28 protein-coding genes are annotated in these 18,982 nt (G+C 60.3%); all 28 read left to right on the top strand.

Annotated features, from left to right (window positions below; genetic code table 11):
• The coding region (gene gatB, locus ACEW8G_RS06960) for an Asp-tRNA(Asn)/Glu-tRNA(Gln) amidotransferase subunit GatB (protein WP_373487710.1) at positions 1-1,341 on the top strand (1,341 nt) is incomplete at its 5' end.
• A 286-nt stretch (positions 1,342-1,627) separates the two neighbouring features.
• On the top strand, positions 1,628-1,999 hold the full coding sequence (gene rpsL / locus ACEW8G_RS06955; protein ID WP_373487709.1) for a 30S ribosomal protein S12: 372 nt from the start codon (positions 1,628-1,630) through the stop codon (positions 1,997-1,999).
• Between the two features lie 59 nt (positions 2,000-2,058).
• A complete protein-coding gene (rpsG, locus tag ACEW8G_RS06950) occupies positions 2,059-2,529 on the top strand; it encodes a 30S ribosomal protein S7 (RefSeq protein ID WP_373487708.1) in 471 nt (156 codons plus the stop codon).
• A 258-nt stretch (positions 2,530-2,787) separates the two neighbouring features.
• Complete coding sequence (gene fusA / locus ACEW8G_RS06945; protein WP_373487707.1) at positions 2,788-4,863, top strand: elongation factor G; 2,076 nt, start codon at positions 2,788-2,790, stop codon at positions 4,861-4,863.
• A gap of 153 nt (positions 4,864-5,016) precedes the next feature.
• On the top strand, positions 5,017-6,207 hold the full coding sequence (gene tuf / locus ACEW8G_RS06940) for an elongation factor Tu (RefSeq protein ID WP_373487706.1): 1,191 nt from the start codon (positions 5,017-5,019) through the stop codon (positions 6,205-6,207).
• Positions 6,208-6,352: 145 nt separating this feature from the next.
• Positions 6,353-6,664: a 30S ribosomal protein S10 gene (gene rpsJ / locus ACEW8G_RS06935; RefSeq protein ID WP_017670443.1), complete on the top strand. Its 312-nt coding sequence runs from the start codon at positions 6,353-6,355 to the stop codon at positions 6,662-6,664.
• 255 nt (positions 6,665-6,919) lie between these two features.
• Positions 6,920-7,774, top strand: coding sequence for a 50S ribosomal protein L3 (gene rplC / locus ACEW8G_RS06930; RefSeq protein WP_373487705.1), 855 nt, complete (start codon positions 6,920-6,922; stop codon positions 7,772-7,774).
• A gap of 3 nt (positions 7,775-7,777) precedes the next feature.
• Positions 7,778-8,404: a 50S ribosomal protein L4 gene (gene rplD, locus ACEW8G_RS06925; RefSeq protein WP_373487704.1), complete on the top strand. Its 627-nt coding sequence runs from the start codon at positions 7,778-7,780 to the stop codon at positions 8,402-8,404.
• Complete coding sequence (locus ACEW8G_RS06920; RefSeq protein WP_373487703.1) at positions 8,397-8,708, top strand: 50S ribosomal protein L23; 312 nt, start codon at positions 8,397-8,399, stop codon at positions 8,706-8,708. The genes rplD and ACEW8G_RS06920 overlap by 8 nt, the downstream gene beginning before the upstream one ends.
• Positions 8,709-8,738: 30 nt before the next feature.
• Positions 8,739-9,575, top strand: coding sequence for a 50S ribosomal protein L2 (rplB, locus tag ACEW8G_RS06915; RefSeq protein ID WP_373487702.1), 837 nt, complete (start codon positions 8,739-8,741; stop codon positions 9,573-9,575).
• Positions 9,576-9,578: 3 nt separating this feature from the next.
• Complete coding sequence (gene rpsS / locus ACEW8G_RS06910; RefSeq protein WP_373487701.1) at positions 9,579-9,854, top strand: 30S ribosomal protein S19; 276 nt, start codon at positions 9,579-9,581, stop codon at positions 9,852-9,854.
• Entirely contained in the window at positions 9,854-10,231 is a 378-nt protein-coding gene (gene rplV, locus ACEW8G_RS06905; RefSeq protein ID WP_373487700.1) for a 50S ribosomal protein L22, read from the top strand. The genes rpsS and rplV overlap by 1 nt, the downstream gene beginning before the upstream one ends.
• 3 nt (positions 10,232-10,234) lie before the next feature.
• The gene (gene rpsC, locus ACEW8G_RS06900) at positions 10,235-10,933 is read left to right on the top strand and encodes a 30S ribosomal protein S3 (RefSeq protein ID WP_373487699.1); all 699 of its coding nucleotides are present in this window, start codon (positions 10,235-10,237) and stop codon (positions 10,931-10,933) included.
• Positions 10,934-10,963: 30 nt separating this feature from the next.
• A complete protein-coding gene (gene rplP / locus ACEW8G_RS06895) occupies positions 10,964-11,401 on the top strand; it encodes a 50S ribosomal protein L16 (RefSeq protein ID WP_373487698.1) in 438 nt (145 codons plus the stop codon).
• Positions 11,398-11,604 (top strand): 50S ribosomal protein L29, encoded by a 207-nt coding sequence (gene rpmC, locus ACEW8G_RS06890; protein WP_373487697.1) that lies wholly within the window; start codon positions 11,398-11,400, stop codon positions 11,602-11,604. Before rplP ends, rpmC begins: the two co-directional genes overlap by 4 nt.
• A gap of 11 nt (positions 11,605-11,615) precedes the next feature.
• Positions 11,616-11,885, top strand: a complete 270-nt coding sequence (gene rpsQ, locus ACEW8G_RS06885; protein WP_373487696.1) for a 30S ribosomal protein S17 — start codon at positions 11,616-11,618, stop codon at positions 11,883-11,885.
• Between the two features lie 61 nt (positions 11,886-11,946).
• Positions 11,947-12,315: a 50S ribosomal protein L14 gene (gene rplN, locus ACEW8G_RS06880; RefSeq protein ID WP_373487695.1), complete on the top strand. Its 369-nt coding sequence runs from the start codon at positions 11,947-11,949 to the stop codon at positions 12,313-12,315.
• A 2-nt stretch (positions 12,316-12,317) separates the two neighbouring features.
• A complete protein-coding gene (rplX, locus tag ACEW8G_RS06875; protein WP_373487694.1) occupies positions 12,318-12,638 on the top strand; it encodes a 50S ribosomal protein L24 in 321 nt (106 codons plus the stop codon).
• On the top strand, positions 12,631-13,212 hold the full coding sequence (rplE, locus tag ACEW8G_RS06870) for a 50S ribosomal protein L5 (protein WP_373487693.1): 582 nt from the start codon (positions 12,631-12,633) through the stop codon (positions 13,210-13,212). The genes rplX and rplE overlap by 8 nt, the downstream gene beginning before the upstream one ends.
• Positions 13,213-13,253: 41 nt before the next feature.
• On the top strand, positions 13,254-13,559 hold the full coding sequence (rpsN, locus tag ACEW8G_RS06865; RefSeq protein WP_373487692.1) for a 30S ribosomal protein S14: 306 nt from the start codon (positions 13,254-13,256) through the stop codon (positions 13,557-13,559).
• A gap of 12 nt (positions 13,560-13,571) precedes the next feature.
• Entirely contained in the window at positions 13,572-13,967 is a 396-nt protein-coding gene (gene rpsH, locus ACEW8G_RS06860) for a 30S ribosomal protein S8 (protein WP_373487691.1), read from the top strand.
• A 1-nt stretch (position 13,968) separates the two neighbouring features.
• Positions 13,969-14,502: a 50S ribosomal protein L6 gene (rplF, locus tag ACEW8G_RS06855; protein WP_373487690.1), complete on the top strand. Its 534-nt coding sequence runs from the start codon at positions 13,969-13,971 to the stop codon at positions 14,500-14,502.
• Positions 14,503-14,505: 3 nt separating this feature from the next.
• Complete coding sequence (rplR, locus tag ACEW8G_RS06850) at positions 14,506-14,856, top strand: 50S ribosomal protein L18 (RefSeq protein WP_373487689.1); 351 nt, start codon at positions 14,506-14,508, stop codon at positions 14,854-14,856.
• Between the two features lie 2 nt (positions 14,857-14,858).
• Positions 14,859-15,590: a 30S ribosomal protein S5 gene (gene rpsE / locus ACEW8G_RS06845; RefSeq protein WP_373487711.1), complete on the top strand. Its 732-nt coding sequence runs from the start codon at positions 14,859-14,861 to the stop codon at positions 15,588-15,590.
• A 7-nt stretch (positions 15,591-15,597) separates the two neighbouring features.
• On the top strand, positions 15,598-15,774 hold the full coding sequence (rpmD, locus tag ACEW8G_RS06840; RefSeq protein ID WP_373487688.1) for a 50S ribosomal protein L30: 177 nt from the start codon (positions 15,598-15,600) through the stop codon (positions 15,772-15,774).
• A gap of 166 nt (positions 15,775-15,940) precedes the next feature.
• Positions 15,941-16,441 carry a 50S ribosomal protein L15 gene (rplO, locus tag ACEW8G_RS06835; RefSeq protein ID WP_373487687.1) on the top strand — a complete coding sequence of 167 codons (501 nt, stop codon included), beginning with the start codon at positions 15,941-15,943 and terminating at the stop codon, positions 16,439-16,441.
• Positions 16,442-16,635: 194 nt separating this feature from the next.
• The gene (secY, locus tag ACEW8G_RS06830; RefSeq protein ID WP_373487686.1) at positions 16,636-18,003 is read left to right on the top strand and encodes a preprotein translocase subunit SecY; all 1,368 of its coding nucleotides are present in this window, start codon (positions 16,636-16,638) and stop codon (positions 18,001-18,003) included.
• Between the two features lie 63 nt (positions 18,004-18,066).
• Positions 18,067-18,714, top strand: a complete 648-nt coding sequence (locus ACEW8G_RS06825) for an adenylate kinase (RefSeq protein WP_373487685.1) — start codon at positions 18,067-18,069, stop codon at positions 18,712-18,714.
• The last annotated feature ends 268 nt before the right edge of the window (positions 18,715-18,982 follow it).

The following is an 18,982-nucleotide window of genomic DNA, read 5'->3' as shown; positions in this document are numbered from 1 at the left end:
GCGATGCCGGGCATGCTGCCGGTGCCCAACCGCGAGTGCATCCGCCAGGCGGTGCGCACCGGCATGGCAATCGGGGCCGAGATCAACCGCTGGTCTAGGTTTGACCGCAAGAACTATTTCTACGCCGATTTGCCGCAGGGTTACCAGATCAGTCAGTTGTATCATCCGCTGGTCGGCGAGGGGGCAGTCGACATCAGCCTGGATGAGAAAAACCCCGATGCGGCCACCAAGACCATCGGCATCGAGCGCATTCATGTCGAGCAGGACGCGGGCAAGCTGATGCACGATCAGCACCCGACGATGAGCTATGTCGATTTGAACCGCTCGGGCGTCGCGCTGATGGAGATCGTCTCACGGCCAGACATGCGCTCGCCCGCTGAGGCAGGCGCGTATCTGAAAAAGCTGCGCACCATCCTGCGTTATGTCGGTTCGTGTGACGGCAATATGGAAGAAGGATCAATGCGCGCTGACGTTAACGTCTCGGTGCGCAAGCCCGGCGACGCATTCGGCACCCGCACCGAGACCAAGAATGTCAATTCGGTGCGTTACGTTATGGCCACAATCGAGCATGAAGCCAACCGCCAGGTCGACGTGCTCGAAAGCGGCGGCACGATCGTGCAGGAAACGCGGCTGTATGATCCTGACAAGAACGAGACGCGATCTATGCGGTCAAAGGAAGATGCGCACGATTACCGCTACTTCCCTGATCCCGACCTGCTGCCACTTGAACTTGACGATGCATTTCTCGATTCGTGCAAGGCATCGCTGCCCGAACTGCCCGATACCAAGCGCAGGCGCTATGAAAGCGAACTGGGCCTGTCCGCTTATAACGCGTCGGTGCTGACGGCTGAGGCAGAGACCGCGCGCTGGTTCGAGGCATTGCTGGCCGAATGCGCAACGGCGCAGGGCAAACCTGAGGCCGATGTTGCCAAGCCTGCCGCCAACTGGCTGCTGTCAGAACTCTACGGCGCGCTCAACCGGCTGGGCAAGGATATCGAGAACAGCCCGGTCAGCCCGGCGCAGGGGGCCGAGCTGCTGGCACTGGTCGCCGATGGCACGATATCGGGCACCATCGCCAAGCAGGTGTTCGAGATCATGCTGGAGACTGGCGATGGGCCACGCAAGATCGTCGCGGACAAGGGGCTCAAGCAGACATCGGACACCGGCGCGATTGAGGCAGCGGTGGCCAAAGTGCTCGCCGAGAATGCCGACAAGGTCGCGCAGTATCGCGGCGGCAAGGAGGCGTTGTTCGGCTTTTTCGTCGGCCAGACGATGAAGGCAATGCAGGGCAAGGCCAACCCGCAAGTGGTCAATGAGCTCATCAGGAAGGCGCTCGGCTGAACTGGCAATCGCCGACAGGGTGACGCACCCGCTACGGCCACCATATCACGCGCAGGCAATCGCGCCTTCGTCCACCACGCCTTGACCCTTAAGTGAATCGACGCTAAAGGCCGCGTTCTTGTTGGATAGGCGCATGCGTTTTGCCAGCAAGAAAAACCAAGCACAACACTGTTGTCGGGTGCGGGTGGGCAAAAGGCGGAGCCTCCACCATGCCGGGTCGTTGCAGAACGGACCGGAGACGTATCGGGCGGCAGAGTAACCTTCAATCTTTCAGGTGAAGAGAAACATGCCAACGATCAACCAGCTCGTCCGCAAGGGCCGGGTGCCCCAGAAGACCAAGTCCAAGGTGCCCGCAATGGACGCAAACCCGCAGAAGCGCGGCGTTTGTACCCGTGTCTACACGACAACCCCGAAAAAGCCGAACTCGGCGCTGCGCAAGGTGGCCAAGGTCCGCCTGACCAACAGCCGTGAAGTCATCACCTATATTCCGGGTGAAGGCCATAACCTGCAGGAGCACTCGGTTGTGCTGATCCGCGGCGGTCGCGTTCGCGATCTTCCCGGTGTGCGTTACCACGTGCTGCGCGGCGTGCTTGATACCCAGGGTGTCAAGGACCGCAAGCAGAGCCGTTCGAAGTACGGCGCCAAGCGTCCGAAATGATCCTCGCGGGGTGGCAGCATCCCGCTTGAAGATCAGGTCTTTTTCAGGAGTTATCTCACATGTCACGTCGTCGTCGCCCAGAAAAGCGCGTCATCCTTCCCGATCCCAAGTTTGGTGATCTGACGCTGTCCAAGTTTATGAACAACCTGATGCTCGACGGGAAGAAGTCCGTCGCAGAGCGCATCGTTTATGGTGCCATGGAAGTCATGCAGACCAAGGCCAAGGCCGATCCGCTGCCGATGTTCCATGACGCGCTGAACAATGTGAAGCCCGGCATCGAAGTGCGCAGCCGCCGCGTCGGTGGTGCGACCTATCAGGTCCCCGTCGAAGTGCGCCCCGAGCGTGCCCAGGCGCTCGCCATCCGCTGGTTGATCTCGGCTGCGCGCAACCGCAGCGAAACCACGATGGCGGCGCGTCTTTCGGGCGAACTGCTCGATGCCGCCAACAATCGCGGCAATGCGGTGAAAAAGCGTGAAGACACGCACCGCATGGCCGAAGCGAACCGTGCCTTCTCGCACTATCGCTGGTAATCGTAAAACCCTCTCCCTTCAGGGGAGAGGGACAGCTTTGCGCAGCAAAGCAGGGAGAGGGCAGGGCGCACAATCGGTCCGCGCACTTCCCCTCTCCAATCTCGCCTAAGCCAGCAAGCTGGCAAGGCTCAATATCCTCTCCCTTGAAGGGAGAGGAGTGTTGTTCGCCAATTTGTTGCCTGAATTCGCGCTGGCCAAAGCGTGGGGGCTTCATTATAGCGCGCGGCAAATTACGTCCCCACCGTTGGAGTACAGACCATGGCCCGCAGCCATCCGCTAGAGAAATATCGCAACATCGGCATCATGGCGCATATCGACGCCGGCAAAACCACGACGACCGAGCGGATTCTCTATTATACCGGCAAATCGTACAAGATTGGCGAAGTGCACGATGGCGCTGCGACGATGGACTGGATGGAGCAGGAGCAGGAGCGTGGCATCACGATCACCTCTGCTGCGACCACGTGCTTCTGGAACGATCACCGCATCAACATCATCGACACCCCCGGCCACGTCGATTTCACCATTGAAGTCGAACGCAGCTTGCGCGTCCTCGATGGCGCGGTTGCTTGTTTCGATGGCGTGGCGGGCGTTGAGCCGCAGTCTGAAACCGTGTGGCGTCAGGCGGAAAAGTACAAGGTTCCGCGGATGTGCTTCGTCAACAAGCTCGACCGCACCGGGGCGAGCTTCGAGCGCTGCGTCGACATGATCAAGGATCGTTTGGGCGCGCGTCCGCTGGTGCTGTATTTGCCGATCGGCATCGAAAGCACGTTTGTCGGCCTCGTTGATCTGGTGCGTGACCGCGCGATCATCTGGCAGAACGAGGCGCTGGGCGCGAACTTCGATTATGTCGAAATTCCCGACGACCTCAAGGACGCTGCCGAAATGGCGCGCGCCGAGCTGATCGAAATGGCGGTCGAGCAGGACGACGATGTCATGGAGCAGTATCTTGAAGGCAACCTGCCCGATGCTGAAACCCTGACCCGCCTGATCCGCAAGGGCACGCTGAACTTCTCGTTCGTGCCCGTGCTGTGCGGCAGCGCGTTCAAGAACAAGGGCGTGCAGCCTTTGCTTGATGCTGTGGTCGATTATCTGCCTTCGCCGCTCGACATTCCCGATGTGGAAGGTCTCAAGCTCGACGGCGTAACCCCCGATACGCGTCCGCCCGCCGATGATGCGCCGTTCAGCGCGCTGGCATTCAAGATCATGAACGATCCGTTTGTGGGCACGCTGACGTTTGCGCGCATCTATTCGGGCAAGCTGGAAGCCGCCTCGTCAGTGACCAACTCGGTCAAGGACAAGAAGGAAAAGGTTGGCCGCATGCTGCTGATGCATGCCAACAGCCGCGAAGACATCCAGGAAGCGTTCGCTGGCGACATCGTCGCGCTTGCTGGCCTTAAGGAAACCACCACCGGGGATACATTGTGCGCCTCCAATGCGCCGATCATCCTTGAGCGCATGGAATTCCCTGAGCCGGTGATCGAGCTGTCGGTGGAACCCAAGACCAAGGCCGACCAGGAAAAGATGGGCGTTGCGCTCAATCGTCTTGCCCGCGAAGATCCCTCGTTCCGCGTGACATCCGATGCCGAAAGCGGCCAGACGATCATCAAGGGCATGGGCGAACTACACCTCGAAATTCTCGTCGATCGTATGCGCCGCGAATTCAAGGTCGAGGCCAATGTCGGAGCGCCGCAGGTGGCCTATCGCGAGTATCTCGGCAAAAAGGTCGATATTGACTATACCCACAAGAAGCAGTCGGGTGGATCGGGCCAGTTTGGCCGCGTGAAGTTCACTGTAACTCCGGGTGAGCGCGGATCGGGCATCATCTTCAACGACGCTGTCAAGGGCGGCAACATCCCCAAGGAATATATTCCTTCGGTGGAAAAGGGCATGCGCGAAACGGCAGCGTCCGGATCGCTTGTCGGCTTCCCGATCATCGATTTTGAGATCGAGCTGTATGACGGCGCATACCATGACGTCGACTCCTCGGCACTGGCGTTCGAAATCGCTGGTCGTGCCGCGATGCGCGAGGCCGCGCAAAAGTCGGGCATCAAGCTGCTTGAGCCGATCATGAAGGTTGAAGTGGTGACGCCTGAGGATTATCTGGGCGACGTGATCGGCGATCTGAACAGCCGTCGCGGCCAGATCCAGGGCACAGACACGCGCGGCAATGCGCAGGCTGTTGAGGCCATCGTGCCGCTCGCCAACATGTTTGGATACGTGAACCAGCTGCGTTCCTTCACTCAGGGACGTGCGCAGTACACGATGCAGTTTTCCCATTATGACGAAGTCCCGGCGAATGTCGCGGCGGAGGTCAAGGAGAAGCTGGCATAAGCCGGGCATAGTCGCTATAGGCGCTCGACCTCAGTCCGGGACTCGGCGCGTTCAGCGCCACGGGCTTTCATTTGGGTGTTGACAGATTCGGGCAGTCTCGCCAATGCGCGGCGCGGACTATCCATAGATAGTAAGAAACGAAGGTAGGAAAAAATGGCCAAGGCTAAATTTGAGCGGAACAAGCCGCATTGCAACATCGGCACCATCGGTCACGTCGACCATGGCAAGACCACGCTGACCGCAGCCATCACCAAGGTGCTGGCTGAAACCGGCGGCGCGACCTTCACCGATTATGCAAACATCGACAAGGCGCCCGAAGAGCGCGAGCGCGGCATCACCATTTCGACCGCGCACGTCGAATATGAAACCGAAGCGCGCCACTATGCGCACGTCGATTGCCCGGGTCACGCTGACTATGTGAAGAACATGATCACCGGCGCTGCGCAGATGGACGGCGCGATCCTGGTGGTGAATGCTGCTGACGGCCCGATGCCCCAGACCCGCGAGCACATCCTGCTTGCGCGTCAGGTTGGCGTGCCTGCGCTGGTCGTTTACATGAACAAGGTTGACCAGGTTGACGACGAAGAAATTCTCGAGCTGGTTGAACTGGAAGTGCGTGAGTTGCTGTCCAAGTATGACTTCCCGGGTGACGACATCCCGATCGTCAAGGGTTCGGCTCTGGCTGCACTCGAAGGCCGTGATGATGCCATCGGCAAGGAATCGATCTACGCGCTGATGAAGGCTGTGGACGAGTTCATCCCGCAGCCCGCACGTCCGATCGACAAGCCGTTCCTGATGCCCGTCGAAGACGTGTTCTCGATCTCTGGTCGTGGTACCGTTGTGACCGGCCGCGTGGAATCGGGCATCGTCAAGGTTGGTGAAGAAGTTGAGATCGTTGGTCTCAAGGACACCCGCAAGACCGTCGTCACCGGCGTTGAAATGTTCCGCAAGCTGCTCGATCAGGGCATGGCAGGCGACAACATCGGCGCACTGGTTCGCGGCGTCGCCCGTGAAGACGTTGAGCGTGGTCAGGTTCTCTGCAAGCCCGGTACCGTGACCCCGCACACCGAGTTCAATGCTGAGGTCTATGTGCTGTCGAAAGATGAAGGCGGCCGTCACACGCCGTTCTTTGCCAACTATCGTCCGCAGTTCTACTTCCGCACCACCGACGTGACTGGCGAAGTGATCCTGCCCGAGGGCACTGAAATGGTGATGCCCGGCGACAACGTTTCGATCGGTGTCAAGCTGATCGCTCCGATCGCGATGGATCCGGGTCTGCGCTTCGCTATCCGCGAAGGTGGCCGGACCGTCGGTTCTGGGGTTGTCAGCACGATCTCCAAGTAATATAGGGCCATCTCCCGCACGCGTCGTTTGATTCGTGCGGGAGATCGCAATTTTCTAATAAGCCGCCCCGGCGTTGGGTCCTTTGACAGGATCGACGGGTTAAGGGGCGGTTTGTTTTTCGCTCTTTCGCATCGGTAAAGTGGTAATGGAAACGCAGAATATCCGTATTCGCCTCAAGGCGTTCGATCATCGTGTGCTCGATCAGGCAACCGGCGATATCGCCGACACCGCCCGTCGCACCGGCGCTCTTATTCGTGGTCCCATTCCGCTGCCGACGCGCATTGAGAAGTTCACCGTGAACCGCGGTCCGCACGTTGACAAAAAGTCGCGTGAGCAGTTCGAGGTGCGCACCTACAAGCGCTTGCTGGACATCGTTCAGCCGACCCCGGCCACCGTCGATGCTTTGATGAAGCTCGAACTGGCCGCAGGCGTCAACGTCGAGATCAAGCTGGCTTAAGGCCAGTCGGCGCCGGGCCTCGTGCTCCGGTGCTTCCATCCAGTTGGATGGAAACTCAAAAGGGATACCGCGCGGCTTGCCGTGGTCCTGGTCCCCCGTCTTTCCAGCCTCACGCACGTGACGCAGGAAACGCCAACCCGGACGGGGTGATCATCTAGCATTTCGGTTGGCCCCCTCATGGCAGAGATGCTGTGGGGGTTTTCGTTTGGATACGCCCCTGGGATTTCCTCTTGGGCCTCTATTGGGAGAATGATCATGCGCACTGGCGTGATCGCGAAAAAAGTCGGGATGACCCGCCTGTTTCAGGAAGATGGACGGCACGTGCCGGTCACTGTCCTGTCACTGGAAGATTGCCAGGTGGTATCGGTGAAGAACCAGGACCGTGACGGTTATGTCGCGGTACAGCTGGGCGCCGGTGCTGCCAAGCCAAAGAACGTCAACAAGCCGCAGCGCGAGCATTTTGCGAAAGCAGAAGTTGCTCCCAAGATGCTGATGGCTGAATTCCGCGTCGCCGACGATGCGATCCTGGATGTTGGCGCCACCATTTCTGCCGAGCATTTTGTCGCCGGTCAGCTGGTCGACATTACCGGCCACACGCAGGGCAAGGGCTTTGCCGGTGCCATGAAGCGCTGGGGCTTCGGGGGCATGCGCGCGACGCATGGTGTCTCGATCTCGCACCGTGCGCATGGTTCGACCGGGCAGCGTCAGGACCCGGGCAAGGTGTTCAAGAACAAGAAGATGGCTGGTCACATGGGTGATCGCCAGCGGACCCAGCAGAACCTTGAAGTCGTCCGCACCGATGAGGCGCGCGGCCTGATCTTTGTCAAGGGTTCGGTCCCCGGTTCCAAGGGTGGCTGGCTGATGGTGCGCGATTCGGTGAAGGTGCCGATGCACGCCGATGCGCCCTATCCCGCCGGGATCAAGTCCGCTGCCAACAGCAATGATCACAGTGAGCATGAAGAAGCGCCCGCCGGCATGGTTGAAGCTGCTGCCGAGCATGACGCGCCGCTCACCCCGAGCGATGCCGAAATCGCCGAAGCTGCTGCTGACATGCCCGCTGAAGGTGGTGAGCTCGATACGCCCACCAGCACCGAAGAGAAGGAGGGCTAAGCCATGAAGCTCAAGGTCCAGACCCTCGATGCAGACGCCAAGGGCGACATCGAACTTAACGACGACGTGTTCGGCGTTGAACCGCGGGCAGACATTCTGCACCGCGTTGTCACCTGGCAGCTCGAAAACCGTCGCGGTACCGCTCGCGGTGCGCGTGAACGTTCAGACGTTGCCCGCACCGGCAAGAAGTTCGGTCGCCAGAAGGGCGGCGGTACGGCGCGTCACGGCGATCGTCGCGCACCGATTTTCATCGGCGGCGGCAAGGCCCATGGCCCCCGCGTGCGTGACTTCAACCCGTCGCTCAACAAGAAGGTACGCGCGCTCGGCCTGAAAATGGCTTTGTCATCGAAGGCTGCGAGCGAAAGCCTGATCGTGCTTGACACGCTCGACATGACCGAAGCCAAGACCAAGACGCTGCTCGCGCAGCTCGGCAAGCTCGGCCTCGGCAAGAAGGCGCTGTTCATCGATGGCGATGCGGTCAACGACAATTTCCGGAAGGCTTCGGCCAACCTGATCGGTCTGAACGTGATGCCCGCCGTCGGTGCCAATGTCTATGACATCCTGAAACACGATACGCTGGTGCTGACCCGCGCCGCTGTTGAAAAGCTGGAGGCCCGGTTCAATGGCTAAAAAATCCGACACCATCGATACGCGTCATTATGACGTGATCGTGGCCCCGCACATTACCGAAAAGTCGACGCTGCTGAGCGAACACAATGCGGTGGTCTTCAAGGTCAGCAATGACGCGACCAAGCCGCAGATCAAGGCGGCTGTCGAGGCGCTGTTCGACGTCAAGGTCATTGGCGTCAACACGCTGGTGCAGAAGGGCAAGAAAAAGCGCTGGAAGGGTCGTCCCTACACGCGCACCGACATCAAGAAAGCCGTTGTGACATTGGCCGAAGGCCAATCGATCGACGTCACCACCGGCGTTTGAGCGCGGGTTCGAAGCTGACAGGATAGAGATATGGCACTTAAATCATATAATCCGACAAGCCCGGGCCGTCGCGGTCTGATCCTTGTCGACCGCACCGACCTCTATAAGGGCGGTCCGGTCAAGGCGCTGACCGAAGGCAAGCGCAAGACCGGTGGCCGCAACAACAAGGGCCATGTGACCTCGCGCGGTATCGCGGGCGGGCACAAGCAGCGCTATCGCATCGTCGATTTCAAGCGTCGCAAGCTTGATGTGGCGGGCACCGTTGAGCGGATCGAATACGATCCCAACCGCACGGCGTTCATTGCGCTGATCAGTTACGAAGACGGTGAACAGGCCTATATCCTGGCACCGCAGCGTCTGGCCGTGGGCGACAGCGTGATTGCAGGCGAAAAGACCGACGTGAAGCCGGGCAACGCAATGAAGCTGGCGCAGATGCCGGTCGGCACGATCATCCACAATGTGGAGATGAAGCCGGGCAAGGGCGGCCAGATCGCGCGTTCGGCTGGCACCTACGCACAGGTCGTCGGTCGTGATCGCGGCATGGTGATGGTGCGCCTAAACTCGGGCGAACAGCGCTACATTCCCGGTGCCTGCATGGGCACCGTGGGCGCTGTATCAAACCCCGACAACAGCAACCAGAACTTTGCCAAGGCCGGCCGCAAGCGCTGGATGGGCCGTCGTCCGCTGACGCGCGGTGTCGCCAAGAACCCGGTCGATCACCCGCATGGTGGTGGTGAAGGCCGCACCTCGGGTGGCCGTCATCCGGTGACCCCGTGGGGCAAGCCGACCAAGGGCATGCGCACCCGCAAGAACAAGTCGACCGACCGTATGATCATCCGGTCACGTCACGCGAAGAAGAAGAGGTAAGTCATGGCGCGCTCCATCAAAAAAGGGCCGTTCTTCGATCTGTATCTGCTGAAGAAGGCAGAAACAGCGCAGGACGCTGGTGCCCGTGCACCGATCAAGACCTGGTCGCGTCGTTCGACGATCCTGCCGCAGTTCGTCGGCCTGACGTTCAACGTCTACAACGGTCACAAGTTCATCCCGGTTTCGGTCAACGAAGATATGGTGGGTCACAAGCTGGGCGAATTCGCCCCGACCCGCACCTTCCCCGGCCACGCCGCTGACAAGAAGGGCAAGCGCTAATGGGCAAGCCGAAATCCCCCCGCCGGGTTGGCGAGAACGAGGCGCTGGCCGTCGGCACCACCATCCGTGGGTCGGCGCAGAAGCTGAACCTCGTTGCTGGCCTGATCCGCGGCAAGAAGGCCGAAGAGGCGATGAACATCCTGTCCTTCTCAAAGAAGGCAATGGCAGTTGACGCGCGCAAGGTATTGGCCTCTGCGATCGCGAATGCTGAAAACAATCACAACCTTGATGTCGATGCTTTGGTCGTGGCGGAAGCAAGTGTTGGCAAGGCGATCACGATGAAGCGTTTCATGACGCGCGCCCGTGGCCGTTCGAGCCGCATCCTGAAGCCGTTCAGCCGTCTGCGCATCGTCGTGCGCGAACAAGAGGAGGCGTAAGCCATGGGTCAGAAGAGCAATCCGATCGGCCTGCGCCTGCAGATCAACCGTACGTGGGACAGCCGCTGGTACGCCGAAGGGCGTGACTATGCCAAGATGCTCATGGAAGACATCGAACTGCGCAACTACATCATGAAGACGCTGCCACAGGCGGCGATCTCAAAGGTGGTGATTGAGCGTCCGGCGCGTTTGTGCCGCGTGTCCATCTATGCTGCACGCCCCGGCGTGATCATCGGCAAAAAGGGTGCGGACATCGAGAAGCTGCGCAAGAAGCTGGAATCGATGATCAAGGGTAGTGAGGTCAAGCTCAACATCGTTGAAATCCGCAAGCCTGAAATCGACGCCAAGCTGGTCGCGCAGGGCATCGCCGATCAGCTGATCCGCCGCGTTGCCTTCCGCCGTGCCATGAAGCGTGCCGTTCAGTCGGCACTGCGTCTGGGCGCCGAGGGAATCAAGATCACCTGTGGTGGCCGTCTGGGCGGCGCGGAAATCGCGCGGACCGAATGGTATCGTGAAGGCCGGGTGCCATTGCACACACTGCGTGCCAATGTTGACTATGCCGAAGCTGAAGCGCTGACCGCATATGGCATCATCGGCATCAAGTGCTGGATCTTCAAGGGTGAAATCCTGGGACATGATCCCATGGCGCAAGACCGGCTGATGATGGAAGCGCAGACTTCCGGCGTCCGTCCGGCGCGCTAAGGCCACGTGGAAAGAACAGGGTAGAGCATCATGCTGCAACCGAAGAAAATGAAGTTCCGCAAGGCTTTCAAGGGCCGGATCAAGGGCGATGCGCCCGGCGGATCGACGCTGAACTTTGGCTCATACGGCCTCAAGGCCCTTGAGCCCGAGCGGATCACCGCCCGCCAGATCGAGGCGGCTCGTCGTGCGATCACGCGCCACATCAAGCGTCAGGGACGTTTGTGGATTCGCGTGTTCCCCGATGTGCCGGTGTCGAAAAAGCCTGCCGAAGTCCGTCAGGGCAAGGGCAAGGGTTCGGTTGAATATTGGGCAGCACGGGTCAAGCCCGGCCGCATCCTGTTTGAACTGGATGGCGTTCCGGGTCCGATTGCTGCGGTGGCTTTTGAACGTGCAGCGATGAAGCTGCCGATCAAGGTCAAGGTGGTGGCGCGTCTGGGTGACACGTCGCACCTGGGAGGTGAGAAATGAGCGATATTGAAGATCTGCGGATCAAGACCGACGATGAGCTGACCAGTGAGCTGGGCGCGCTGAAGAAGGAAGCGTTTAACCTGCGCTTCCAGGCTGCGACCAACCAGCTGGAACGCCCGGCGCGGATGCGCGAAGTGCGCCGCGATATCGCGCGGATCAAGACGCTGCGGGGCGAACGCGCCCGCACTGCAGCCAAGGTTTAAGGAGCACCAACATGCCGAAACGAGTTCTGACGGGAACGGTGGTCTCCGACAAGACCGACAAGACCATCGTGGTCAAGGTGGAACGCAAGGTGAAGCACCCGCTGTACGGGAAGATCATCCGGCGTTCAAAAAAGTATCACGCCCACGATGAGACCAACAGCTTCAAGGAAGGCGAAACCGTCCGCATCGAAGAGACGGCGCCGATTTCAAAGCTGAAGACGTGGAAGGTGCTGGGCCGGGTGGATACCCACAAGGCGCCCGAGGCTTCGACCGAAGCGTAATTCGCGAATTTAGGAACTGCCGGACCCGTTCCGGCAAGCCAGACAAGAAGGAAACGGATCCATGATCCAGATGCAATCCAACCTTGAGGTCGCCGATAACAGCGGCGCGAAGCGCGTTCAGTGCATCAAGGTGCTTGGCGGGTCGAAGCGTCGCTTTGCCAGCGTCGGCGATATCATCGTCGTCTCCGTCAAGGAAGCGGCCCCGCGTGGCCGCGTCAAGAAGGGCGACGTTCACCGTGCCGTCATCGTGCGCACCGCCAAGGATGTGCGCCGCGCCGATGGCAGCGTGATCCGCTTCGACAGCAACGCTGCGGTGCTGGTCAACAAGAATGACGAGCCCATCGGCACCCGCATTTTTGGCCCGGTGGTCCGTGAGCTGCGTGCGCGCAAGCACATGAAGATCATCAGCCTGGCACCGGAGGTGTTGTAATCATGGCAATGGCAAAGATCAAAAAGGGTGACAGCGTTGTCGTCCTGTCCGGCAAGGACAAGGGCCGCACCGGCACCGTGTCGCAGGTGATGCCCAAAGACGGCAAGGTTCTCGTCTCGGGCATCAACGTGATGACCCGTCACCGCAAGCCGAGCCAGGCAAACCCGCAAGGTGGTCTGGACCGCGTCGAAGCTCCGATGCACATTTCAAAGGTCGCCGTTGCCGACCCCAAGACTGGTGCGGCAACCCGCGTCCGTTTTGAAACGGTAGACGGCAAGAAGGTCCGCGTGGCTGTAAAGTCCGGGGAAAAGATCGATGGCTGATAAATACGTCCCCCGTATGCGCAAGCGCTATGACGATGAAGTCGTCAAGGCGATGCAGGAAAAGTTCGGCTACGCGAACCCGATGGAAGTGCCCAGGCTGGTCAAGATCGTGATCAACATGGGCGTCGGCGAAGGTAGCCAGGACAAGAAGAAGGTTACGACCGCAGCGGCCGAAATGGAGCTGATCGCGGGCCAGAAGCCGGTGATCACCAAGGCGCGCAAGTCGATCGCCCAGTTCAAGCTGCGCGAAGGCATGCCGATCGGCTGCAAGGTAACGCTGCGCAAGGAGCGCATGTTCGAGTTTCTCGATCGTCTGGTGACGATCGCGATGCCGCGCATCCGCGATTTTCGCGGGGTGAACCCCAAGAGCTTCGATGGCCGTGGCAACTATGCCATGGGCCTGAAAGAGCAGATCATCTTCCCCGAGATCAGCTACGACCAGATCGATGCTGTTCGCGGCATGGATATCATTGTGACCACGACCGCCAAGACGGACGATGAAGCGCGCGAACTGCTGCGTCTCTTCGGCTTCCCGTTCCCGATCGAGGAAACCCAGGAAAAGGCGGCTGCGTAACAACGCTTCCGTCTCGCAATAGAAAGGCGAGAACTTAAGTCATGGCGAAACTGAGTTCCATCAACAAGAACGAGCGGCGCAAGCGCATGGTCAAGCAATATGCTGGCCAATATGCAAAGCTGCGCGCAAAGGCAGAAGACACGACGCTCGATGATACCGAGCGGCTGATCGCACGGCTGAAAATGGCCGAGCTGCCCCGCAACGCAAACCCCACGCGCGTGCGCAACCGGTGCGGAACCACCGGTCGTCCGCGCGGCTATTACCGCAAGTTCGGGCTGTGCCGTATCGAACTGCGGGATCTCGCCAACAAGGGCCTGATCCCCGGCGTTACGAAGTCCAGCTGGTAAGGATTAGACGATATGGCAATGACCGATCCTTTGGGTGATATGCTCACCCGCATCCGCAACGGCCAGCAGGCCAAGAAGGACAGCGTAACCTCGCCGGCCTCAAATCTGCGTGCCCGCGTGCTCGACGTGCTGCAGCGCGAAGGCTATATCCGTGGCTACAGCGAAGAACTGCTTGGCCGTCACATGGGCCTGCGCATTGAGCTGAAGTATTTCGAAGGCGAGCCTGCGATCAAGCATGTTGCGCGCGTTTCCAAGCCGGGCCGCCGCGTCTATTCGGGTTCCAGGGAACTGCCGATTGTGCGCAACGGCCTTGGTATCACCATCGTATCCACCCCCCGTGGTGTTCTGTCCGACGCGGAAGCGCGCGAACAGAAAGTCGGCGGTGAGGTGCTGGCAGAGGTATTCTGATATGAGCCGCATTGGTAAAAAACCGGTGGCCATTCCTGCGGGCGTCACTGCCTCGCTGACCGATGGCGTGATCACCATGAAGGGCCCCAAGGGCGAACTGTCGATGCCGACTGTGCCGGACATCGCCTATGAGTTGAACGACGGTGAGCTGGCGGTGAAACCCGCCAACAATACCCGCCGTGCACGCGCGTTCTGGGGCATGCAGCGCACATTGGTGCAGAACCTGGTGGTCGGTGTGACCGAAGGCTTCACCAAGACGCTGAACATCACCGGCGTCGGCTATCGTGCAAATGTGCAGGGCAGCAATCTCAAGCTGCAGCTCGGCTACAGCCATGATGTCGATTTCGCCATCCCCGATGGCATCGACATCAAGACGCCCGACCAGACCACGATCCACATTTCGGGCAGCGACCGTCAGAAGGTTGGCCAGGTGGCCGCCGAGATCCGTCGCTGGCGCAAGCCGGAGCCCTACAAGGGCAAGGGCATCAAATATGCGGGCGAGTTTATCTTCCGCAAGGAAGGGAAGAAGAAGTAAGCCATGGCGAAGCTCTCTTTATTCGATCGTCGTCGTCAACGCGTGCGCACCTCGCTGCGCAAGCGCGCGGCTGGGCGTCCCCGTCTGTCGATCCACCGCACCGGCAAGCACATCTATGCCCAGATCATCGATGATGAAGCTGGTAAGACGCTCGCTGCCGCTTCGACCCTGACCAAGGGCAGCAAGGCATCGGGCGCAACCGTTGCCGATGCGATTGCGGTCGGCAAGCAGATCGCCGAAGCCGGCAAGCAGGCTGGTGTCACCACCGTTGTGTTTGATCGTGGCGGTTTCATTTTTCATGGCCGGGTCAAGGCCCTGGCTGATGCCGCACGCGAAGGCGGACTGGAGTTTTAATGATGGCTGATGAAGTGACAAGCTCCGAAGCTGCCGACACCCAGAGCGCCGAACAGGGTGCTCAGCCTGTCCATCAGGAACGCCCGGGCCGCGGTGCCCGTGGTCGTGGGCGTGGCGGCAATGATCGTGCCGGTGGTGGCAATGACCGGGGTGGCCGTGGTCGCCGCGATGACCGCAACAAGCGCGATGAGCCCCAGGGCGATGAGCTGATTGAAAAGCTGGTCCACATCAACCGCGTGTCAAAGACCGTCAAGGGCGGCAAGCGCTTCGGCTTTGCGGCGCTGGTCGTGGTCGGTGATGGCAATGGCCGCGCCGGCTTCGGTCATGGCAAGGCGCGTGAAGTGCCTGAGGCGATCAGCAAGGCAACCGCCGCTGCGAAAAAGAAGATGATTCGCGTTCCGCTGAAGGAAGGCCGCACGCTGCACCATGATGGCACCGGCCATTTCGGCGCAGGCAAGGTGACCTTGCGCAGTGCGCCGCAGGGAACGGGCATCATCGCCGGTGGCCCGATGCGCGCCATCTTTGAAAGCCTGGGTGTGGCCGACGTTGTGACCAAGTCCAACGGCACGTCGAATCCCTATAACATGATCCGTGCGACCTTCCAGGCGCTCGGCGAACAGACCAGCCCCAAATCGGTGGCAGCGCGTCGTGGCAAGAAGATTGCCGACCTGCTGGGCCGAGGCGGCGCTGCGCCGGTTGTCGCTGAGGCCGAAGCCGCCGCGATTACGGAGTAACGCTAGCATGGCAACCATCAAGCTCAAGCAGACCGGATCGCCGATCCGCCGTCCTGCCTCCCAACGCCTGATCCTGATCGGCTTGGGGCTCAACAAGATGCACCGCGTTGTGGAACACACGGACACGCCCGAAATTCGCGGCATGATCCAGAAGGTCCGCCACATGGTCGAGATTGTTGACTGACAACTGAAGTCCTCTCCCCTTCAGGGGAGAGGGTTGGGAGAGGGGGATGCGCAAGCGCCTGCCCCCTCTCTACTGCGCCTAGCCAGCACGCTGGCAAGGCTTCGTATCTCTCCCCTGAAGGGGAGAGAGTTAAGTAGCGCGAACCAAGCGAAAGCGAGTGCACGACATGAAACTGAATGAGATCAAGGACAATGAAGGCGCCCGCAAGGGCCGTATGCGCGTTGGACGCGGCATCGGCTCGGGCAAGGGCAAGACCGCCGGGCGCGGCCAGAAGGGCCAGAAGAGCCGTTCGGGCGTCGCGGTCAAGGGCTTCGAAGGCGGCCAGATGCCGCTGCACATGCGGATCCCCAAGCGCGGCTTCAACAATCCGTTCGGCAAGGATTATGACATCGTCAATCTTGGCATGATCCAGAAGTTCATCGATGCGGGCAAGCTGCCCACCGATGGCACGGTTGACCAGGCGGCTTTGCGCGCCGCTGGGCTGTCGCGTGGCGGCAAGCACGGTGTGCGTCTGCTCGCCAAGGGTGAATTGACTGCGAAGGTGACCTTTGCGGTTGCCGGGGCATCGAAGTCTGCAATCGCGGCGATTGAAAAAGCCGGTGGCGCAGTGGAAATTATCGCGCCGCGTCCGGTTTACGTCAAACCTCCGTACGAAAAGAAAGCCTGACACGCAGCAACTGGCTTGCCAAGCACGCCCCGCCTCCCGATATGGTGAGCGCGGGGCGTCTTGCTTGATGGCATGCGAGGCGTTATCGCGGGACTTTACGTTTTCCTGTGCGTGCCGCGCACCAGCAGCGCGCCCGCCATCTGTCCGGGTCTTTGTTTAACGAAGCCCCGTCGTTTTTTGGGATAATTGGGTTCATGGCATCACGGGCCGACAATCTGGCAAGCAATTTCAGCCTCGCTAAATTCAGCCAGGCAACCGAGCTGAAAAGCCGCATCTGGTTTACCATCGGCGCGCTGATCATCTTCCGCCTGCTCAGCTATGTGCCGCTGCCGGGGGTTGACCCCACTGCGCTGGCCGCTTTGTATGAGCAGACCAAGGGCGGTGTGCTCGACATTTTCAATACCTTCTCGGGGGGGTCGCTTGAGCGCATGAGCCTCATTGCGCTCGGCGTGATGCCCTACATCACCGCGTCGATTGTGGTGCAGCTTGCTGCATCGCTGTCGCCGACGCTGGCGGCGATCAAGAAAGAGGGCGAATCGGGCCGCAAAAAGCTCAACCAGTACACCCGTTACGGCACTGTGTTCCTGACGGCGCTGCAGGGCTATTTCATTGCGGTCGGGCTTGAATCCTATGCTGGGTCGAGCGGCATCCAGGCGGTGGTCGATCCGGGCATCATGTTCCGCGTCGGTGCGGTGATCAGCCTTGTTGGTGGCACCATGTTCCTGATGTGGCTTGGTGAACAGATCACCGCGCGCGGCATCGGCAACGGTATTTCGCTGATCATCATGGCGGGCATTGTCGCCCAGATGCCGGTGTTCATGGCACAGATGTTCGAAGGCGGCCGCACCGGTGCGATCTCGCCGTTCCTGATCATCGGGCTGATCATCATGATTGTCGGTCTTGTGCTGTTCATCTGCTTCATGGAGCGTGCGCAGCGCCGGGTGCTGATCCAGTACCCCAAGCGCGCCACGCAGCGCGGCGTGATGCAGGCCGACCGCAGCCACCTGCCGCTCAAGATCAACACCGCAGGCGTGATCCCGCCGATCTTCGCCTCGTCCTTGCTGCTGATGCCGCTGACAATCTCTCAGTTCGCTGGCAGCTCGGCTGATCCTGACAGCGCAACCGGCGGCGCGCTGGTGATGCTCAACCAATATCTCCAGCACGGCCAGCCGCTGTATATGTCGCTCTATGCGCTGGGCATTATCTTCTTCTGCTTCTTCTACACCGCCGTGGTGTTCAACCCGGAAGAAACGTCGGAGAATCTCAAGAAGAATGGCGGTTTCATCCCCGGCATTCGTCCGGGCAAGAGCACCGCGACCTATCTCGATTATGTGCTCACCCGCATCACCGTGGTCGGCGCGGCGTATCTGACCTTTGTCTGCGTGCTGCCCGAATATGTCATCGCGCAGACCGGCATTCCGCTGTTCTTCCTTGGCGGCACCAGCCTGCTGATCGTGGTCAACGTGACGGTCGATACCATCACCCAGATCCAGAGCCATCTGTTGGCGCACCAATATGCCGACCTCATCAAAAAGGCCAAGCTCAAGGGCCGTCTGCGCTAGTCCGACCAAACCAATAACGCGTCGCGGGCCAACCGTGCGCACCCTTGAGGGGATGCTTTAGCCATGAACATCATACTTCTCGGCCCTCCCGGGGCAGGCAAGGGCACGCAGGCGCAGATGCTGGTTGACCAGCGCGGCATGAAGCAGCTGTCAACCGGCGACATGCTGCGCGCCGCGGTGAAGGCGGGCACGCCCATCGGGCTTAAGGCCAAGGCGGTGATGGATGCGGGCGAGCTGGTGTCTGACGAGATCGTCTCGGGCATTATCGGCGATGCGCTTGATGAGCTTGGCCCAGACACCGGGGTGATCTTCGACGGCTATCCGCGCACCGCACCGCAGGCGGCATCGCTGGACGAGATTCTGGCCGCGCGTGGGCGCGCGCTCCATCATGTCATCGAGCTTGAGGTCAATGAGGCGGCGCTGGTCGACCGCGTCACTGGCCGCTTCACCTGCGCCAAATGCGGCGCAGGCTATCATGACAAGCACAAGCTGCCCAAGGTCGAGGGCGTATGTGACGTGTGCGGCTCGACCGAGTTCAAACGCCGCCCCGATGACAATGAGGAAACGGTGCGCACCCGCATGACCGAATACCGCGCCAAAACCGCCCCGATCCTGCCGATCTACGAAGCCCGCAACATCGTGTCGCGCGTTGACGGCATGGCGAGCATGGACGCGGTGTCGGCGGCGATTGCGGGGATACTTGACGCGTAGCTGGCCCTTGCGGTTGAGTCGGCCATGAGTCGATTAATGGTGAGCGGTAAACAGTTGGGCCCGTCGGCTTTTGGTGCAGCCTGACCATCCGTTGAATGACCATTTTTGGGTGGGTTGCTGAACGGCGGCTTTCGTTTAGAGTTTCGGACGCCGCGAGGCGTCGGAAAGTCGACGGTGCCCGAACCCGCGGGCGTCAGGCGCTGATGTCTATGGGGATTTCGATTTTGGGCCTGTGCGAGCAGCGGCGGAAGCTGCCGATAAACGGACG

This window comes from Blastomonas sp. (genome assembly GCF_041747255.1).
Lineage (GTDB): Bacteria > Pseudomonadota > Alphaproteobacteria > Sphingomonadales > Sphingomonadaceae > Blastomonas.
This window is presented reverse-complemented; position numbering and strand designations above follow the sequence as displayed.

Bases quoted from the DNA above. Each gene is read 5' to 3' on its own strand.
- rpsL (WP_373487709.1), top strand. From the start codon at position 1,628: ATGCCAACGATCAACCAGCTCGTCCGCAAGGGCCGGGTGCCCCAGAAG.
- rpsG (WP_373487708.1), top strand. From the start codon at position 2,059: ATGTCACGTCGTCGTCGCCCAGAAAAGCGCGTCATCCTTCCCGATCCC.
- fusA (WP_373487707.1), top strand. From the start codon at position 2,788: ATGGCCCGCAGCCATCCGCTAGAGAAATATCGCAACATCGGCATCATG.
- tuf (WP_373487706.1), top strand. From the start codon at position 5,017: ATGGCCAAGGCTAAATTTGAGCGGAACAAGCCGCATTGCAACATCGGC.
- rpsJ (WP_017670443.1), top strand. From the start codon at position 6,353: ATGGAAACGCAGAATATCCGTATTCGCCTCAAGGCGTTCGATCATCGT.
- rplC (WP_373487705.1), top strand. From the start codon at position 6,920: ATGCGCACTGGCGTGATCGCGAAAAAAGTCGGGATGACCCGCCTGTTT.
- rplD (WP_373487704.1), top strand. From the start codon at position 7,778: ATGAAGCTCAAGGTCCAGACCCTCGATGCAGACGCCAAGGGCGACATC.
- ACEW8G_RS06920 (WP_373487703.1), top strand. From the start codon at position 8,397: ATGGCTAAAAAATCCGACACCATCGATACGCGTCATTATGACGTGATC.
- rplB (WP_373487702.1), top strand. From the start codon at position 8,739: ATGGCACTTAAATCATATAATCCGACAAGCCCGGGCCGTCGCGGTCTG.
- rpsS (WP_373487701.1), top strand. From the start codon at position 9,579: ATGGCGCGCTCCATCAAAAAAGGGCCGTTCTTCGATCTGTATCTGCTG.
- rplV (WP_373487700.1), top strand. From the start codon at position 9,854: ATGGGCAAGCCGAAATCCCCCCGCCGGGTTGGCGAGAACGAGGCGCTG.
- rpsC (WP_373487699.1), top strand. From the start codon at position 10,235: ATGGGTCAGAAGAGCAATCCGATCGGCCTGCGCCTGCAGATCAACCGT.
- rplP (WP_373487698.1), top strand. From the start codon at position 10,964: ATGCTGCAACCGAAGAAAATGAAGTTCCGCAAGGCTTTCAAGGGCCGG.
- rpmC (WP_373487697.1), top strand. From the start codon at position 11,398: ATGAGCGATATTGAAGATCTGCGGATCAAGACCGACGATGAGCTGACC.
- rpsQ (WP_373487696.1), top strand. From the start codon at position 11,616: ATGCCGAAACGAGTTCTGACGGGAACGGTGGTCTCCGACAAGACCGAC.
- rplN (WP_373487695.1), top strand. From the start codon at position 11,947: ATGATCCAGATGCAATCCAACCTTGAGGTCGCCGATAACAGCGGCGCG.
- rplX (WP_373487694.1), top strand. From the start codon at position 12,318: ATGGCAATGGCAAAGATCAAAAAGGGTGACAGCGTTGTCGTCCTGTCC.
- rplE (WP_373487693.1), top strand. From the start codon at position 12,631: ATGGCTGATAAATACGTCCCCCGTATGCGCAAGCGCTATGACGATGAA.
- rpsN (WP_373487692.1), top strand. From the start codon at position 13,254: ATGGCGAAACTGAGTTCCATCAACAAGAACGAGCGGCGCAAGCGCATG.
- rpsH (WP_373487691.1), top strand. From the start codon at position 13,572: ATGGCAATGACCGATCCTTTGGGTGATATGCTCACCCGCATCCGCAAC.
- rplF (WP_373487690.1), top strand. From the start codon at position 13,969: ATGAGCCGCATTGGTAAAAAACCGGTGGCCATTCCTGCGGGCGTCACT.
- rplR (WP_373487689.1), top strand. From the start codon at position 14,506: ATGGCGAAGCTCTCTTTATTCGATCGTCGTCGTCAACGCGTGCGCACC.
- rpsE (WP_373487711.1), top strand. From the start codon at position 14,859: ATGGCTGATGAAGTGACAAGCTCCGAAGCTGCCGACACCCAGAGCGCC.
- rpmD (WP_373487688.1), top strand. From the start codon at position 15,598: ATGGCAACCATCAAGCTCAAGCAGACCGGATCGCCGATCCGCCGTCCT.
- rplO (WP_373487687.1), top strand. From the start codon at position 15,941: ATGAAACTGAATGAGATCAAGGACAATGAAGGCGCCCGCAAGGGCCGT.
- secY (WP_373487686.1), top strand. From the start codon at position 16,636: ATGGCATCACGGGCCGACAATCTGGCAAGCAATTTCAGCCTCGCTAAA.
- ACEW8G_RS06825 (WP_373487685.1), top strand. From the start codon at position 18,067: ATGAACATCATACTTCTCGGCCCTCCCGGGGCAGGCAAGGGCACGCAG.